We start from the raw sequence: 14381 nt of genomic DNA, 5'->3' as shown, positions 1-14381 counted from the left end.
GGGTGAGGGTCCTTGTCCCGGCGTCGATCAGTTGGCGGGGTTGCGGCGCTCGAGCTCCACGAGGAGGCCCGAGTGGTCGAGATCGCCGGCATTGGCGAGGAGGCCGCGGAAGAGGTCGGCGGTCGCGGCCGTGAAGGGCGTCGCCGCCAGGCCGAGGCGCTCGGCGGCATCGAGGGCGTTGTCGATGTCCTTGAGATGCGTGACGGAGCGGCCCTTGGTCGTGAAGTCGCGCTCCACCATGCGGGCGCCGTGCAGGTCGAGCACGCGGCTCTCGGCGAAGCCGCCGCGCAGGGCCTCGCGCACCTTGGCCGGATCGGCGCCGCCGCGCGCGGCGAGCATCAGCGCCTCGGCCACGGCGCCGATGGTGACGCCGACGATGATCTGGTTGGCGAGCTTGGCGAGCTGGCCGGCGCCGTGCGGGCCGACGCGCGTCGCCCGGCCCATGGGCGCGAAGACGGGAGCGATGCGGTCGAAGACCGCCTCGTCGCCGCCCACCATGATGGCGAGCGTGCCCCCTTCGGCGCCCACCGTGCCGCCGGAGACGGGCGCATCGAGATAGGCGATGCCCTTTTCGGCGAGGCGCGCCGCATGGTCCTGGGCCTCGGCGGGCTTGATCGAGCTCATGTCGATGAGAACGGCGCCGGGCCGCATCGCGCCGGCGACGCCCTGGGCGAAGACGACGTCCTCGACGATGGGGCCGTTCTCCAGCATGGTGATGACGATGTCGGCCTCCGCCACCGCCTCGGCGGCGCTCGCCGCGACACGGGCGCCGAGCGGGGCGAGCGCCTCGGCCTTCTCGCGCGAGCGGTTCCACAGGACGAGCGGCCAGCCGGCCTCGATCAGGCGGCGCGCCTGGCGCGCGCCCATGAGGCCGAGGCCGAGAAAGGCGACGGTCGGCTTATAGTCGGTCATCGATCCATCCTCGAACATTCCTCCGATGCATCCGGCCGGCTCTGAACTCTAAGAAGAGACCGTTTTACCGACTGGATTGCGATGCAATCTGATCGGAACGGGCTCTAGGCGGCGCAGCTCTTGAGAATGGCTCTAGACGAAAGATCGATAACCGCCTAATCGCTTTCTTCGATCAATCGATATGAAAATGGATATCGACATGGCGACAGGGGAACGGGCGAGGGCCGCCGCGTCACCGGCGCTGGAGGCGGCCGTGCGGCGGTTCAAGCTGCGCCAGCTGCAACTGCTCGTCGCCATCGGCGAACACGCGAACCTGCATCGCGCGGCGGAGGCGGTGCACATCAGCCAGCCGGCGGCGTCCAAGCTGCTCGCCCAGGTGGAGGAGGCGGTGGGCACCAGCCTCTTCGAGCGCCTGCCGCGCGGTCTCAGGCCGACTGCGGCCGGGGACGCGCTGCTGCGCCGGGCCGGCAACATCGTCGCCGAGCTGTCGGCGGCGGGCGAGGAGCTGGCGGCCATCGCCAGCGGCCGCGGCGGGCGCGTGCGCCTCGGCTCCATCGTCGGCGCCGTGCCGGGCCTCATCAGCGCCACGGCCGTGTCGCTGCACCGTGCGAGCGATCCGATCGCGCTGTCGCTCGTTCTCGGCACGAGCGGCACGCTGCTCGCGGCGCTGCGCGAGCGGCGGCTCGACCTCGTCGTCGGGCGCATCCCGGTGACGAGCGAGCGGCACGACCTGTCGTTCGAATTCCTCGTCGACGAGCGGCAGGTGGTGGTCTGCCGGGCCGATCACCCCATCGCCGCGCGGGCGGCGGACCTTGCGCTGCGCAACCTCGCGCTGCGCCGTCTCATGGACGGGCCCTGGGTGGTGCACCCGCCGGGCAGCGTGCTGCATGCGCGTTTCGAGGACATGCTGCGCCGGGCCGGCCTGCCCTCGCCGGTGCAGGCGATCGAGACCGATTCCGTCGACATCACCATCAACCTGCTGCTGGCGGGCGACTTCCTCGCCGTGCTGCCGCGCAACACCGTGGCGCCGTGGATCGAGCGCGGCTTTCTCGCCGTGCTGCCGGTGGAGCTGACGCTCGACCTCGGGGCGGTCGGCATCATCACGCTCGTCGACCGCCCGCTGTCACGGGCGGCCGAGCGTGTCGTCGAGGGCCTGCGGCGCCATGCGCAGGCCGGCGAAGGTCAGCCGAGCGAGCCGTAGCGCTCCCTGAGATAGGCGTAGAGCGCCCGCGCGCCCTGGACCTCGCCGCCCTCCGGCCGCCCGGGCTTCGTCGAGGGGTTCCAGGCATAGATGTCGAGATGGGCGTAGGCCGTCGCCTTCTCGACGAAGCGCTGGAGGAAGAGCGCGGCGGTGATGGCGCCGGCGAAGCCGCCGCTCGAGACGTTGTTCACCTGCGCGACCTTCGATTCCAGCATGGAATCGTAGGCGCCCCACAGCGGCAGGCGCCACAGCGGGTCGTTGACGGCGAGGCCGAGGCGCTGCAGGTCGCCGGCGAGGCCCTCGTCGCGGGTGAAGAGCGGCGGCAGGTCCGGGCCGAGGGCGACGCGCGCGGCGCCGGTCAGCGTGGCGAAATCGACGATGAGCTCAGGCGCCTCCTCGTCGGCGAGGGCGAGTGCATCGGCGAGGATGAGCCGGCCCTCGGCGTCGGTATTGCCGATCTCGACCGTGATGCCCTTGCGGCTCTGAAGGATGTCGCCGGGCCGGAAGGCGGCGCCGGAAATGGCGTTCTCGACCGCCGGGACGAGAAGGCGCAGACGCACGGGCAGGCGCGCGTCCATGATCATCTGGGCGAGCGCGATGGCGGCCGCCGCCCCGCCCATGTCCTTCTTCATCAGCAGCATGGCGCTGGAGGGCTTGATGTCGAGCCCGCCGGTGTCGAAGGCGACGCCCTTGCCGACGAGGGTGATCTTCGGCGCATCGGCCGCGCCCCAGGTGAGGTCGACGAGGCGCGGCGGCACCGCCGAGGCGCGGCCGACCGCATGGATCATCGGCAGGTTCTGCTTCAGGAGCTCGTCGCCGACGATTGTTCGCACCTCGGCGCCGAAGCGCGTGCCGAGCGCCCGGATCGCCTCCTCGATGCCGTCCGGGCCGAGGTCGTTGGTCGGCGTGTTGACGAGGTCGCGCCCGAGCGTCACCGCCTCGGCGATCCGCGCCAGCTCGTCGCCGTCGACGCCCTCGGGCAGGACGATGCGGCAGCCGCCGTCCTTCTTGTCGCGGTAGCGCTCGAAGCGATAGGCGCCGAGGAGGAAGGCGAGCGTGGCCGTCTCGGCGGTGCCGGGCGGCAGCGTGGCGAAATGATAGGTGCCCTCGGGCAGGAGGCCGGGCAGCTTGCCGGCCAGGAAGGGGTCCGCCCGGCGGCTGTCCGCCGTATCCATGCCGAACAGCACGGCCGCGATGGCGCCCTCGGCATCGGGCAGCGCGAGGTAGCGTCCCGGCTTCGGCTCGAAGCCGTGCGCCTCGGCGAAGGCGCGGGCGCTCGCCGGCAGGCTGTCGCGCACGCCCGGCCAGCTCTCCGGCTGCACGAGGTGAACGGCGATGGAAGGGGTGTCGATGGCGGCGACGAGCGCGTGCACGGTCACGGGTCCTCCTCGATGAACTTGTCGTCGATAGCACGGGCGCGGTGCCGCCGCGAGGGCGGCGGGGCGGACGAGCGGGACGGGTGTGCATCGCTGCGGCAGGGGGAGATTCATGCGAGGCGGCCGTCCATCTGCGCTGCCGCGTGGCGCAGGATCACAGATCCTTCTGCATCATGAGCAGGTCGAGCGCGCGGCCGAACTTGCGGCCGATCCCCTCGAGGCAACCGACCTCGCGGAAGCCGAAGCGGGTGTGGAGGGCCCGCGAGGGATCGTTCGGCAGGCCGATGGCGGCCACCATCACGGCGCGCCCGTCGCGCCTCGCTTCCGCAATGAGCGCCTCCATCAGGGCGGCCGCGACGCCTCGGCGCTGGACGTCGTCGCGCACATAGATGGAATTCTCGACCGTGCCGTCATAGCCAGCGCCGGTGCGAAACGGCCCGTAGGTGGCGAAGCCGGCGACCTCCGCCGAGGGCAGGTCCGCGACGAGGATCGGAAAGCCCTTTTGCGTGCGCTCGCGAAACCAGCCGAGCCGCTCGTCGAGATCGGCGGGCTCGTAGCGCCAGATGGCGAGGCTGTTGAGGATGTGGTGGTTGTGCAGGGCGAGGATGGCGGGAATGTCCGCCTCGCGCGCAGGACGAATGGTCGGCATGGATCAGAGCTTCTTGTAGAAGAAGGTGGTGGCCGCGGGCACGCCGTCGGTCGCGAGCGCATGGTCCGGCACCACCCCGAACGCGTGCCAGCCGCAGGCGCGGTAGAGGGCTTCGCCCGCGCTGCCCGTCTGCGTATCGAGGAGGAGGAGCGTGCGACCGGCGGCGCGAGCCGTCTCCTCCGCCGCCCTCAGCAGGCGCTTGCCGATGCCGCGGCGGCGGTGGCTCGCGAGCACCAGCATCTTGCCGATCTCGGCCCGGTGCGGCGCATTGGGCTGGTGGGCATAGGTGAGGATGACGGTGCCGACGATGCGGCCGTCCTCCTCCGCAACGAAGAGCACGCGGCTGCCGTCACTGATGCCCGGCAGCTGGCCGCGCCAGAAGGCGGCAGCCTCCTGCGCCGTCAGACCGGCGAGGAAGTTGACCGAGGCGCCGTGCACCACGGCATCGACGAGTACGGCGGCGAGCTCGCCCAGGCGGGCGATCGCCTCGCCGGCCGTCAGCGGGCGGATGGCGGCGGAGTCAGTAGGTGATCCTTCGGCGACGGTGGCGGCTTCGTTCATGGCGTCTCAGCCCTTGCGCTCATCGACGGGGGCGAGCACGACGGCGTAGCGCACCGGCCGCGTGCCCGGGTTGCGGTAGACGTTGGGGCGGTCGAGCCGCATGTGCAGGCAGTCGCCCGTGTGGAGCAGGAAGACCTCGTCGCCGACGGTCTTCTCCAGCGTGCCGTCGAGCACCCAGACATGCTGGTCGATGCCGCGCGACAGCCACGGGTGGTCGAAGGCGACCCGCGCCCCGGGCGGCAGCGTCACGTCGACGATCTCGACCGGCGAGCCGGTGCCGGAGGGCGAGACGGCGCGCCGCACGTAGCCGGTTTCGGGATCCTGCCAGACGGGCTGCTCCCCGGCCCGCTGCAGGGGGCTCGCCACAGGCGCCTCGCGTGCAAAGAGCGAGGCGAGGCTCACGCCGAGCCCGGCGCAGAGCCGGCCGAGCAGTACGGCGGTGGGGCTCGATTCCCCGCGCTCGATGCGGGAGATCATGGCACGGCTGATGCCTGCCTGCTCCGCGAGTGCGTCGAGCGTCAGCCCCGCCTTGCGGCGCAGCCCCTTGAGCCTGCGCCCGAGCGCCCTGGCGATATCGTCGTCCGTGAGCGGCTGTTCCATCATATGAGAATGATGTTCTCGCATATTGGAATCTGGAAGCCCGAAGAATGAGCAGGGGTGCCTGCGCAATAGGCATAGGGCGCTGCCGACCTGCCGCCGGGCAGCCGAAGCGACGACCGAGGCGCGGTTCTTCCCCCCGCCGGCCCCGGTTAACGCCTCGTTAGGGTTAACGATCTATCAATGGCATCGGGCGCATTGATGCGATGTCAGTATGGGGGCGATCATGGCGGCTCAATCCTGCAGGCCGACTGCGGCTCGGCGGCGTGCGTCGGTCGTTCTCGGGCGCTCGGTGGCGATGGCGGTCCTTGCGCTTTCGCTCGGCGGCTGCCTGTCGCGCGGGGACGTCACCGGTTCCATCGGCCTGATCGGCTCGCGTGCGGCCGAGCCGCAGGCGCCGACGGCGCGTGGCGAGGCCGAGTGGCGCGCCGCCGCGCAGGACTGGGGCAAGCGCTACGAGGCGCGGCCGACGGACAAACAGGCTGCGCTCAATTACGCGCAGGCGCTGCGTGCGCTCGACCAGCGCTCGCAGGCCGTCGCGGTGCTGCAGCAGGCGGCGCTGCACAGCCCCAAGGACCACGAGGTGCTCGCCGCCTACGGCAAGGCGCTCATCGACGTCGGGCGCTTCAAGGAGGCGGAAGGGGTGCTCGCCCGCGCCCATACGCCGGACAAGCCCGACTGGCGCGTCCTGTCGGCGCAGGGCACGGTGGCCGACCAGCTCGGCGACCATGCGGCGGCCCAGCGCTACTACCTCACCGCCCTCAAGATCGTGCCGGGCGAGCCGAGCGTGCTGTCCAACCTCGGCCTGTCCTACGCCCTGTCGAAGCAGCCCGCCGAGGCCGAGCGCGTGCTGCGGCAGGCGACCGCCCATCCGCAGGCGGACGGGCGCGTGAAGCAGAACCTGGCGCTGGTGCTGGGGCTGCAGGGCAAGATGGGCGAGGCCGAGCAGGTATTGGCCCAGAGCCTGCCGCCGTCCGAGGTCGCCGCCAACATGGCCTATCTGCGCCAGGCGGCCGGTCGGCGCAGCTGACCTCAGGCGGGCAGGGGCGGCACGGCGCAGGCGCCACCCTTCGTCGCGCTCTCGAGCGCGGCGATGCCGCACAGCACCGACATGGCACCCGCGCGGGATCCGGCGCGCTGGCGCAGCCTGTCGTCCGCGCCCGGCCTGAAGATCATGTCGCGCATGCGGTTGTCGCCGCCGTAATGGCCGCCCGGCTCGTGCGGCACGCGGATGCGCTCGACACCGCCGCCGAAGCTGCGGATCAGCAGGATCTCGTCGACCGCCGGCGCTTCCCACGGCTGCTTCTCGTATTGCCGCAGCTCGATGCGGCCGCGGTGGCCGTTGAAGGCGATGTGGTGGCCTTCCACCGGCATGTAGGTGTTGAGCGAATAGGACACCTGCACGCCGCTGGCGTAGCGGATCGTCGCCGTCATCGTGTCGGGGATGTCGATCTCCTCGCGATAGACGCAGGCGTCGCGGAAATAGCCGTCGACCGCGGAGGGCTCCTCGTAGAGCGTGTCGAGGAAGGGATCGGCCGAGAGGTCGAGATAATAGTCGCACCTTGCCTTGTGCGGGCAGGTCCGGCAGCGCTCGCCGCGGAACGGCCCCTTGCGGCCGTAATGCAGCAGCTCGCCGTGGGCCTTCACCTCGACGGGGTCGGAATCGAGGTACCAGTTCAGCAGGTCGAAATGGTGCGTCGCCTTGTGCACGAAGAGGCTGCCCGAGCGGGCGCGGAAGGCGTGCCAGCGGCGGAAGTAGTCGGCTCCGTGCTGGTTGTCGAGGTACCAGTGGAAGTCGACCGAGGCGACCTCGCCGATGGCGCCGGCGTCGATCAGCTCCTTGATGCGGGCGGCGGTGGGCGCGAAGCGGTAGTTGAAGGACACGTCCACCCGCCGACCGGTGCGCTGCTCCGCCGCGCGGATGCGCTCGATCTTCTCGGCCGTCGTCGTCAGGGGCTTCTCGCTGATGACGTCGGCGCCCGCCTCGAGCGCCTTGACGATGATGTCGTCATGGGTGTCGTCCGGCGTGCAGACGACGACGAGCTCGGGCTTCAGCTCGGCCATCATCTGCTGGAAGTCCGCATAGAGCGGCGCGGCCGAGCCGATCATGGCCCGGGCCCGCTCCGCCCGCATCGGGTTGAGGTCGCAGATGCCGACGAGTTCGACATAGTCGCCCCAGCCCGCGAGCAGTTCGCGGCCCCACATGGTGGTGCCGCGATTGCCCACGCCGACGAGCGCGTAACGGGTGCGATTGGAACCCTCAGCCATGACCGTTTCCTCCTCCGCCGGAGGCGCGGGCGCCATCCGGGGCAGCATCCGCGCCGCGGTTCCCGGGCGCCGGTTCGCAGCGGCATTTTGTAACTGGTTGGTGATTTGTGGAAGCCGAAAGCGTTCCCTGTCAAGAGGCGAAAGGGCGCTCCCGCCGCGGCGCGGCACCGGGCGCGGCGCAGGCACGCGCGATTCCCGCGGTGCCGGATGCCCGCACCGCTCAAAAAGCAGGCAAACGGTCGGGCTTGGCCATGTACTGTCCCGCGTGGCCGCTTCACAGGGGCTCAGAAGGGCAAGAGCCCGGCCATGATGGACCTCGTCGGCCGCAGGATGCTCCAATGGCCGGAGCGGGCATTTTGCGCCGGGTGCGATCGGCGCTTGACAAAGCGCCCCGCCACGGTCACGTTTGTAACTGAACGGTTATAAAACGGCGAAAAAGCCGATATCCCGTCCCGCTTCCGGCGGGGATGTCCTGAGGGAGGACACGCGAATGTCGATCACGCTCAGCAGGCGAAGTGTACTTTCCGGTGGCGCGGCGGCCCTGTCGCTCGCGGCGTTCGGCGGCGGTCCGGCATGGGCCCAGGCGGCGCGCCTGCGCTTCCTGTGGTGGGGCTCACAGGAGCGGGCGGACCGCACCTTCAAGGCGATCGAGGCCTACAAGGGCGTCGCCTCCGACGTGTCGATCACCGGCGAGTTCGCCGGCTGGAGCGACTACTGGCCGCGCCTCGCCACCCAGGTCGCCGGGCGCAACGCGCCGGACCTCATCCAGATGGACTACCGCTACATCTTCGAATACGCCCGGCGCGGGGCGCTGAAGCCGCTCGACGATTATCTCGACAAGTCCCTGAACATCGCCGACTTCGGGCAGATGAACATCGATTCCGGGCGGGTCGACGGCAAGCTCTATGGCGTCAATCTCGGGGTCAACTCGAGCATCGTCCTCTACGACGAGGCGGCGTGGGAGAAGGCCGGCATCGAGCCGCCGAAGCCGGGAACGACCTGGGAGGAATTCGCCGAGAAGAGCGCGGCGCTGAGCGCCAAGAAGACGAAGCCCGGCTTCTATGCCTCGGCCGATGCGAGCGGCGTCGAGCCCGCGCTCGAGAACTGGCTGAGGCAGCAGGGCAAGGCGCTGTTCACGGCGGACGGAGCGCTCGGCTTCGAGCCGGCGGATGCGGGGAAGTGGTTCGCCATGTGGGCCGAGATGCGCAAGAGCGGCGCCTGCGTGCCCGCCGACGTGCAGGCGCTCGACCAGCTCAACATCGAGACCAACCCGCTGACGACCGGCAAGGCGGCCACCGCCTTCGCCCATTCCAACCAGTACATCGGCTATCAGAAGCTCAACAAGTCGCGCCTCGGCGTCAGCTCCTATCCGAAGGTGAGCGCCGAGTCGCCGTCGGGCCACTATCTGAAGCCCTCCATGCTCATCAGCGTGGCGAACGGCTCCGCCCATGCGGATGCGGCGGTGGCCTTCGCCAATTTCCTCGTCGCGAATCCGACCGGTGTCGAGATCCTCGGCGTCGAGCGCGGCGTGCCGGCCTCCGAATCGATGCGCAACGGGCTGGCGCCCAAGCTCAACGACCTCGATTCGGTGATGGTGAAATACATCGCCGACATCACGCCCGGTGTCGGCGCGCTGCCGCCGCCGCCCCCGCCCGGCGCGGGTGAGCTCGCTTTCGCGCTGAAGCGCGTCGCCGAGGAGGTCGGCTTCGGCCGGGCGACGCCGGAGGCCGGCGGCGAGAAGCTGGTGCGCGAAGCCCAGACCATCCTGAAGCGCGGCTGAGGCGCCGGCCATGACGGTTCATCCCACCGTCTGGGTGGACGAGGCCCGCCCCGCCGCCGCACCGCGACGGGGCGCCCTGAGGCGGATGCTGGCCCGCAATGCGCCGGGCTATCTCTTCCTCGCCCCCTGGCTCATCGGCTTCTTCGGCCTGACGCTGGGGCCGGCGCTCGTCTCGCTCTACCTGTCCTTCACGAACTACGACCTCCTGCGGGCGCCGGACTGGGTGGGAGCCGCCAATTACGTGCGCATCGCGACGGACGATCCGAAATTCGCCGCCGCGATGCGGGTCACCTTCATCTATGTCGTCCTGTCGGTGCCGCTGAAGCTCGTCTTCGCGCTCGCCGTGGCCATGGCCTTCAACCGCGGCATCCGCGGGCTCACCGTCTACCGCGCCATCTTCTACCTGCCGTCGCTGCTCGGCGGATCGGTCGCCATTGCGGTGCTGTGGCGCCAGCTCTTCGCCTCCGACGGCCTCGTCAACATGCTGCTCTGGAAGGCCTTCGGCATCGAGGGGCCGAGCTGGGTCTCCAATCCCGACTATTCGCTCTATACGCTCGTCGTCCTCTCCATCTGGCAGTTCGGCTCGCCGATGATCATCTTCCTCGCCGGCCTCCGGCAGATCCCGACCGACATGTACGAGGCGGCGGAGATCGACGGGGCGGGCAAGGCGCGCCAGTTCTTCAAGATCACGCTGCCGCTCCTGACGCCGGTCGTCTTCTTCAACGCGGTCATCCAGACCATCGAGGCGTTCAAGGCCTTCACCCCGGCCTTCATCATCAGCGAGGGCACGGGCGGGCCGATCAACTCGACGCTGTTCTACACGCTCTACCTCTACCAGGAGGCCTTCGGCTTCTTCCGCATGGGCTATGCCGCGGCGCTCGCCTGGATCCTGCTCGTCATCATCGCGCTGTTCACGGCCTTCTCGTTCCTCAGTGCGCGCTACTGGGTGCACTACGATGACTGACGCCACCGTCACGGCCGCCCCGCCGTCACGCGGCCGGCGCTCCCGCACACGCTCCTTGCTGATCCACGGGGCGCTCATCGCCGCGTCCATCGCCATGCTCTATCCCATCCTGTGGATGGTCTCGGGCTCGGTCAGGCCGCAGGACGAGCTCTTCGGCACGACCTCGCTCATTCCCTCGAGCGTCGATTTCGGCAGCTACCTGCGCGGCTGGATGGGGCTGCAGGTGAGCTTCGGCCAGTTCTTCTGGAACTCGCTCGTCATCTCGGTGCTGGCGACCATCGGCAACGTCCTCGGCTGCTCGCTCGCCGCCTTCGCCTTCGCGCGGCTGCGCTTCGGCGGGCGCAACTTCTGGTTCGCGCTGATGCTGGGCACCCTGATGCTGCCCTATCACGTGGTGCTCATCCCGCAGTACATCCTGTTCCTCGAGCTCGGCTGGGTGAACACGCCGCTGCCGCTCATCGTGCCGAAATATCTCGCCACGGACGCCTTCTTCATCTTCCTGATGGTGCAGTTCTTCCGCGGCATCCCGCGCGAACTGGACGAGGCGGCGGTGATGGACGGCTGCGGCCCCTTCCGCATCTATTTCCGCATCATGCTGCCGCTCTCGCTGCCCGTGCTGGCGACGGCGGCGATCTTCTCCTTCATCTGGACGTGGGACGATTTCTTCGGCCCGCTCATCTATCTCAACGACATCAACACCTACACGGTGCAGCTCGGCCTGCGCTCCTTCGTCGACTCGACCGGCACCTCCGACTGGTCGGCGCTGTTCGCGATGTCGAACCTGTCGCTCGTGCCGGTCTTCCTCTTCTTCCTCTTCTTCCAGCGACTGCTCATCGAGGGCATCGCCACCACCGGCATGAAACGCTGAGGCCCCGCGTCCCATGAAACCCGTTCGCTTCGCCGCCGTCGGCCTCAACCACGATCACATCTACGGGCAGGTGAACTGCCTCCTGAGGGCAGGGGCCGAGCTTGCCGGCTACTTCGCCGGGGAGGACGACCTCGCGGCGGCCTTCGGCGCGCGCTATCCCGGCGCGCCGCGGCTCGACGACCGGCGCCGGGCGCTGGAGGATCCAGCCATCGACCTCATCGTCACAGCGGCCATTCCCGACGAGCGGGCGGGGCTCGCCATCGCCGCCATGCGCGCCGGCAAGGACGTGATGCTCGACAAGCCGGGCATGGTGACGCTGAAGGAACTCGCCGAGGTCAAGGCGGTGCAGGCCGAGACCGGGCGCATCCTCTCCATCCTCTATTCCGAGCATTTCGAGAACCGCGCCACGGTGAAGGCGGGCGAGCTCGTCGCGGCCGGGGCCATCGGCAAGGTCGTCTCGGTCACCGGCTTCGGCCCGCACCGGCTGCGCGAGGCGACGCGCCCGGCCTGGTTCTTCGAGCGGCGACGCTACGGCGGCATCCTCGTCGACATCGCCTCGCACCAGTGCGAGCAGTTCCTGTTCTTCACGGGGGCCGAGACGGCTGAGGTGCTGTCGGCGAGCGTCGCCAACCGCGCCCATCCGCACCGGCCGGGCCTGCAGGACCAGGGCGACATCCATCTCGCCACGAAGGACGCCAGCGGCTTCATCCGCGTCGACTGGTTCACGCCCGACGGCCTGTCGACCTGGGGCGACGGGCGCCTCTTCCTCACCGGTACGGACGGCATGATCGAGCTGCGCAAATATATCGACGTCGCCGGGCGGCCGGGCACCGACCACCTCTTCCTCACCGACCGGAAGGGCGTGACATACATCGACTGCTCGGACACGCCGCTGCCCTATGGCGATCAGCTCGTGTCCGACATCCGCAACCGCACCGAGACGGCGATGCCGCAGGCACGCTGCTTCGCCGCCATGGAGATCGCCCTCAAGGCCCAGGCCCTCGCGGAGGCGCAATCATGACCAAGCGTTTCAACGTCGCCGTCGTCGGCTGCAACATCGGCCGCTCGCACATCGTCGAGGGCTATGAGCCGCACGGCGACAAGTACCGCGTCCTCGCCGTCTGCGATCTCGACGAGACGCGCCTTTCGTCCGTCGCCGAGGAATTCGACGTGCCGCGGCGCTGCCGCGACTTCGACCAGCTCCTCGCCATGGACGATGTCGACATCATCGACATCTCGACGCCGCCGGCGACGCACCGGCCGATGGTCCTGAAGGCGCTCGCCGCCGGCAAGCACGTCGTCTGCGAAAAGCCGCTCGTCGGCTCGCTCGCCGAGGTCGACGAGATCATCGCGGCGGAGGCGAAGGCCAAAGGCCGGCTGATGCCGATCTTCCAGTACCGCTACGGCGACGGCGCCATGCAGACCCGCCGCATCATCGACAGCGGCCTTGCCGGCAAGCCCTATGTCGGCACCTGCGAGACCCTGTGGAAGCGGGGGCCCGACTATTACGACAATCCCTGGCGGGGCCGCTGGGCGACCGAACTCGGCGGCGTCCTGATGACTCACGCCATCCACATCCACGACCTCATGACCTTCCTCATGGGGCCGGTGGAGCGGCTGTTCGCCCGCACGGCGACGCGGGTCAACGCCATCGAGGTGGAGGACTGCGTCTCCTCGAGCTGGCTGATGGCCTCGGGCGCCCTCGTCTCCGCGACCGCCACCCTCGGCTCGCACGAGGAGATCAGCCGGCTGCGGCTGTCCTTCGAGAACGTCACCTTCGAGAGCACGCACGCACCCTATTCGCCCGGCGACGGCCCCTGGCGCATCATCCCGGCGAACGAGGTGGTGGGCCGGCAGATCGATGAGCTCTTGGCCGGCTTCCCGGCCGTCGGCCGGCGCTTCAACGGCCAGATGGAGGCCTTCCACCGGGCGCTCCTCGCCGGCGATCCGCCGCCGGTGACGAGCCTTGATGCGCGCCGGGCGCTCGAACTGGTGACGGCCTTCTACCATTCCGACGCGACGGGCGAGGACGTCGCCCTGCCGCTCGATGCGGCGCATCCCAAATACCTGAGCTGGCGGCCCGCCGCCTGAACGGGAGGACGAGAACCATGGCGAGCAGCATCAATCTCGCGAAGATCGAGAAGAGGTTCGGTTCCGTCGAGGTCATCCACGGCATCGACCTTGCCATCGAGCCGGGCGAGTTCACGGTCTTCGTCGGCCCGTCCGGCTGCGGCAAGTCCACGCTTCTGCGCATGATCGCCGGGCTCGAGGACATCTCGGCGGGGGAGTTGAGCATCGACGGGGAGCGCGTCAACGAGGTGCCGGCCTCCAAGCGCGGCATCGCCATGGTGTTCCAGTCCTACGCGCTCTACCCGCACATGAACGTCTACAAGAACCTCGCCTTCGGCCTGCAGACGGCGGGCTATCCGAAGGCGGAGATCGAGGCGCGGGTGAAGAAGGCGGCCGACATCCTGCAGATCGGCCATCTGTTGCAGCGCCGGCCCAAGGCGCTCTCCGGCGGCCAGCGCCAGCGCGTCGCCATCGGCCGCGCCATCGTGCGCGAGCCCAAGATCTTCCTCTTCGACGAGCCGCTGTCGAACCTCGACGCCGAGCTCAGGGTGCAGATGCGCGTCGAGATCGCCAAGCTGCACCAGACGCTCGGCAGCACCATGATCTACGTGACGCACGACCAGGTGGAGGCCATGACCATGGCCGACAAGATCGTGGTGCTGCGCGACGGACGCATCATGCAGGTGGGCCGGCCGCTCGACCTCTACAACAACCCGGCCAACCAGTTCGTGGCCGGTTTCATCGGCTCGCCGAAGATGAACTTTCTGAAGGCCCGCCTCGCCGACGGCGATCCCTCGCACCGCACCATCGAGGTAGCCGGGCGCGCGCTCACCCTGGAGCGGCCGCTCGCGGCGCGGACGGGCGAGCCGCTCGTCTTCGGCCTCAGGCCCGAGCACGTGGAAGCGCGCGACAACGGCGCGAGCCTCGGTGAAGCCTCGGTGCAGCTCGTCGAGCATCTCGGCGGCTCGACGGTGGTCTACACCAGCACCGCCGACGGCCAGAACGCGACGCTGCTGCTCGACGGCCAGCGCCACATCCGCGCCGGCGAGAGGCTGCCGCTTGGCTTCGACGTCGAGCGGGCCCATGTCTTCGGCGAGGACGGCCGCCGGGTCTGAGGCGCGGCGCCGCCTTCGGA

Annotated in this window: 14 protein-coding genes; 8 read left to right on the top strand and 6 right to left on the bottom strand. The window is 69.6% G+C overall.

Annotated elements, in window-relative coordinates:
- Nucleotides 1-27 precede the first annotated feature (27 nt).
- Nucleotides 28-912 carry an NAD(P)-dependent oxidoreductase gene (locus AL346_RS06285; protein ID WP_019403592.1) on the bottom strand — a complete coding sequence of 295 codons (885 nt, stop codon included), beginning with the start codon at nucleotides 910-912 and terminating at the stop codon, nucleotides 28-30.
- A gap of 199 nt (nucleotides 913-1111) precedes the next feature.
- On the opposite strand from AL346_RS06285, the gene AL346_RS06280 reads away from it, so the two are divergent.
- On the top strand, nucleotides 1112-2113 hold the full coding sequence (locus tag AL346_RS06280) for a LysR substrate-binding domain-containing protein (protein ID WP_197286607.1): 1002 nt from the start codon (nucleotides 1112-1114) through the stop codon (nucleotides 2111-2113).
- Here the strand turns inward: AL346_RS06280 and AL346_RS06275 are convergent.
- From AL346_RS06275 to AL346_RS06260, 4 genes are all read right to left on the bottom strand, one after another.
- Nucleotides 2095-3492, bottom strand: a complete 1398-nt coding sequence (locus tag AL346_RS06275; RefSeq protein ID WP_019403594.1) for a hypothetical protein — start codon at nucleotides 3490-3492, stop codon at nucleotides 2095-2097. The two genes, AL346_RS06280 and AL346_RS06275, sit on opposite strands and share 19 nt — an antisense overlap.
- Nucleotides 3493-3643: 151 nt before the next feature.
- Nucleotides 3644-4138, bottom strand: a complete 495-nt coding sequence (locus tag AL346_RS06270; RefSeq protein WP_019403595.1) for a GNAT family N-acetyltransferase — start codon at nucleotides 4136-4138, stop codon at nucleotides 3644-3646.
- A gap of 3 nt (nucleotides 4139-4141) precedes the next feature.
- On the bottom strand, nucleotides 4142-4699 hold the full coding sequence (locus AL346_RS06265; RefSeq protein WP_019403596.1) for a GNAT family N-acetyltransferase: 558 nt from the start codon (nucleotides 4697-4699) through the stop codon (nucleotides 4142-4144).
- 6 nt (nucleotides 4700-4705) lie between these two features.
- Nucleotides 4706-5302 carry a helix-turn-helix domain-containing protein gene (locus AL346_RS06260; protein ID WP_019403597.1) on the bottom strand — a complete coding sequence of 199 codons (597 nt, stop codon included), beginning with the start codon at nucleotides 5300-5302 and terminating at the stop codon, nucleotides 4706-4708.
- 292 nt (nucleotides 5303-5594) lie between these two features.
- On the opposite strand from AL346_RS06260, the gene AL346_RS06255 reads away from it, so the two are divergent.
- Nucleotides 5595-6326, top strand: a complete 732-nt coding sequence (locus tag AL346_RS06255; RefSeq protein ID WP_053194034.1) for a tetratricopeptide repeat protein — start codon at nucleotides 5595-5597, stop codon at nucleotides 6324-6326.
- A 2-nt stretch (nucleotides 6327-6328) separates the two neighbouring features.
- On the opposite strand, the gene AL346_RS06250 is transcribed toward AL346_RS06255, so the two are convergent.
- Complete coding sequence (locus tag AL346_RS06250; protein WP_026015410.1) at nucleotides 6329-7564, bottom strand: Gfo/Idh/MocA family protein; 1236 nt, start codon at nucleotides 7562-7564, stop codon at nucleotides 6329-6331.
- Nucleotides 7565-8054: 490 nt separating this feature from the next.
- On the opposite strand from AL346_RS06250, the gene AL346_RS06245 reads away from it, so the two are divergent.
- The 6 genes from AL346_RS06245 (at nucleotide 8055) to AL346_RS06220 (ending at nucleotide 14361) form a co-directional block, all read left to right on the top strand.
- The gene (locus AL346_RS06245) at nucleotides 8055-9344 is read left to right on the top strand and encodes an ABC transporter substrate-binding protein (RefSeq protein ID WP_019403730.1); all 1290 of its coding nucleotides are present in this window, start codon (nucleotides 8055-8057) and stop codon (nucleotides 9342-9344) included.
- 85 nt (nucleotides 9345-9429) lie between these two features.
- On the top strand, nucleotides 9430-10308 hold the full coding sequence (locus AL346_RS06240) for a carbohydrate ABC transporter permease (RefSeq protein WP_019403729.1): 879 nt from the start codon (nucleotides 9430-9432) through the stop codon (nucleotides 10306-10308).
- Nucleotides 10301-11176, top strand: a complete 876-nt coding sequence (locus AL346_RS06235; protein ID WP_026015408.1) for a carbohydrate ABC transporter permease — start codon at nucleotides 10301-10303, stop codon at nucleotides 11174-11176. The genes AL346_RS06240 and AL346_RS06235 overlap by 8 nt, the downstream gene beginning before the upstream one ends.
- A gap of 13 nt (nucleotides 11177-11189) precedes the next feature.
- The gene (locus tag AL346_RS06230) at nucleotides 11190-12197 is read left to right on the top strand and encodes a Gfo/Idh/MocA family protein (RefSeq protein ID WP_019403727.1); all 1008 of its coding nucleotides are present in this window, start codon (nucleotides 11190-11192) and stop codon (nucleotides 12195-12197) included.
- Nucleotides 12194-13267 (top strand): Gfo/Idh/MocA family protein, encoded by a 1074-nt coding sequence (locus AL346_RS06225; RefSeq protein ID WP_019403726.1) that lies wholly within the window; start codon nucleotides 12194-12196, stop codon nucleotides 13265-13267. Before AL346_RS06230 ends, AL346_RS06225 begins: the two co-directional genes overlap by 4 nt.
- 17 nt (nucleotides 13268-13284) lie before the next feature.
- Nucleotides 13285-14361 carry an ABC transporter ATP-binding protein gene (locus tag AL346_RS06220; RefSeq protein ID WP_019403725.1) on the top strand — a complete coding sequence of 359 codons (1077 nt, stop codon included), beginning with the start codon at nucleotides 13285-13287 and terminating at the stop codon, nucleotides 14359-14361.
- Nucleotides 14362-14381: the final 20 nt, after the last annotated feature.

Origin of the sequence: Chelatococcus sp. CO-6, from assembly GCF_001271345.1 — a bacterium.
Lineage (GTDB): Bacteria > Pseudomonadota > Alphaproteobacteria > Rhizobiales > Beijerinckiaceae > Chelatococcus_A > Chelatococcus_A caeni.
This window is presented reverse-complemented; position numbering and strand designations above follow the sequence as displayed.

Coding starts and splice junctions, on each gene's coding strand:
- AL346_RS06285 (WP_019403592.1), bottom strand. CDS start 912: ATGACCGACTATAAGCCGACCGTCGCCTTTCTCGGCCTCGGCCTCATG.
- AL346_RS06280 (WP_197286607.1), top strand. CDS start 1,112: ATGGCGACAGGGGAACGGGCGAGGGCCGCCGCGTCACCGGCGCTGGAG.
- AL346_RS06270 (WP_019403595.1), bottom strand. CDS start 4,138: ATGCCGACCATTCGTCCTGCGCGCGAGGCGGACATTCCCGCCATCCTC.
- AL346_RS06265 (WP_019403596.1), bottom strand. CDS start 4,699: ATGAACGAAGCCGCCACCGTCGCCGAAGGATCACCTACTGACTCCGCC.
- AL346_RS06260 (WP_019403597.1), bottom strand. CDS start 5,302: ATGATGGAACAGCCGCTCACGGACGACGATATCGCCAGGGCGCTCGGG.
- AL346_RS06255 (WP_053194034.1), top strand. CDS start 5,595: ATGGCGGTCCTTGCGCTTTCGCTCGGCGGCTGCCTGTCGCGCGGGGAC.
- AL346_RS06250 (WP_026015410.1), bottom strand. CDS start 7,564: ATGGCTGAGGGTTCCAATCGCACCCGTTACGCGCTCGTCGGCGTGGGC.
- AL346_RS06245 (WP_019403730.1), top strand. CDS start 8,055: ATGTCGATCACGCTCAGCAGGCGAAGTGTACTTTCCGGTGGCGCGGCG.
- AL346_RS06240 (WP_019403729.1), top strand. CDS start 9,430: ATGCTGGCCCGCAATGCGCCGGGCTATCTCTTCCTCGCCCCCTGGCTC.
- AL346_RS06235 (WP_026015408.1), top strand. CDS start 10,301: ATGACTGACGCCACCGTCACGGCCGCCCCGCCGTCACGCGGCCGGCGC.
- AL346_RS06230 (WP_019403727.1), top strand. CDS start 11,190: ATGAAACCCGTTCGCTTCGCCGCCGTCGGCCTCAACCACGATCACATC.
- AL346_RS06225 (WP_019403726.1), top strand. CDS start 12,194: ATGACCAAGCGTTTCAACGTCGCCGTCGTCGGCTGCAACATCGGCCGC.
- AL346_RS06220 (WP_019403725.1), top strand. CDS start 13,285: ATGGCGAGCAGCATCAATCTCGCGAAGATCGAGAAGAGGTTCGGTTCC.